This window comes from Shewanella sp. Isolate13, assembly GCF_022398325.1.
In the GTDB taxonomy this organism is placed as follows: Bacteria; Pseudomonadota; Gammaproteobacteria; order Enterobacterales; family Shewanellaceae; genus Shewanella.
The window spans coordinates 1-734 of the sequence record NZ_JAKEVD010000078.1 but is presented as its reverse complement, the minus strand read 5'-3'; the positions used below and the strand labels follow the sequence as shown (position 1 = coordinate 734).

2 protein-coding genes are annotated in these 734 nt (G+C 45.4%); one reads left to right on the top strand and one right to left on the bottom strand.

Annotated features, from left to right (window positions below; all coding sequences use genetic code 11):
• Positions 1-160 (bottom strand): transposase family protein (locus L1D44_RS21685; protein WP_239893253.1); only part of this gene is annotated, 160 nt, incomplete at its 3' end.
• Between the two features lie 192 nt (positions 161-352).
• On the opposite strand from L1D44_RS21685, the gene L1D44_RS21680 reads away from it, so the two are divergent.
• A complete protein-coding gene (locus L1D44_RS21680) occupies positions 353-709 on the top strand; it encodes a hypothetical protein (RefSeq protein WP_239893259.1) in 357 nt (118 codons plus the stop codon).
• Positions 710-734: the final 25 nt, after the last annotated feature.

The following is a 734-nucleotide window of genomic DNA, read 5'->3' as shown; positions in this document are numbered from 1 at the left end:
AAGATAGGTTCTCTTGGCCGAATTCTTCGATAGCTTGCCAGCCATCACAACCTGAAGCGATAGCGGCTAAAACGAGAAAAATAATATCAACTAAATCATGGTTTAGGTTGATGTGAGAGCGAGGGTCTTCGATGAGTTTCAAGTGTTCAAATAAGGACATGGATTAGGCTCAGTAGAATAACATGCCCGATCAGATCATGCAGATACGAAGAAGTTCCCTACTATTAACAAAGTATGATCCCGCCCTGCAATTGGGAGCGCGGCAATACATTGGTTTCATACGATGACCTGTCAGCCCTTTGTGAGCAGGTATTTCACTTGCCGTTAGCTACAGTGGCGGAGGTCGCCAGTCATGCAGCATGATGCACAGCATGAGTCGATAATGAATATTAAACAGCTGCGCTCCGAGCTTAAGGCTTGGGGCCGCTATTGGGCCAAGCAAGAACTTGGGCAAGGTTATGGCAGTCGCAGTGCTTGCGATTACTTAAGTGAACCGTTCATTGCTAGCAGCTGCGGCGGGAGTCGTGACCACATTCCGCCTGATCACATCAATCGATATGACATGAAAGTTTGGTGCTTGGCCCATGATTGCCGCCGAGCAATACGGGCTCAATACATATGCGAAGGTGAATGGCGGTTATTGGGGTTCGATAGTAAGAAGACATTTTTATTTTGGTTGAGAAGAGCAGAGATGAATCTTGTTAATTAATTGTTGCTGTTAATTTATTGATTTT

Bases quoted from the DNA above. Each gene is read 5' to 3' on its own strand.
- L1D44_RS21680 (WP_239893259.1), top strand. From the start codon at position 353: ATGCAGCATGATGCACAGCATGAGTCGATAATGAATATTAAACAGCTG.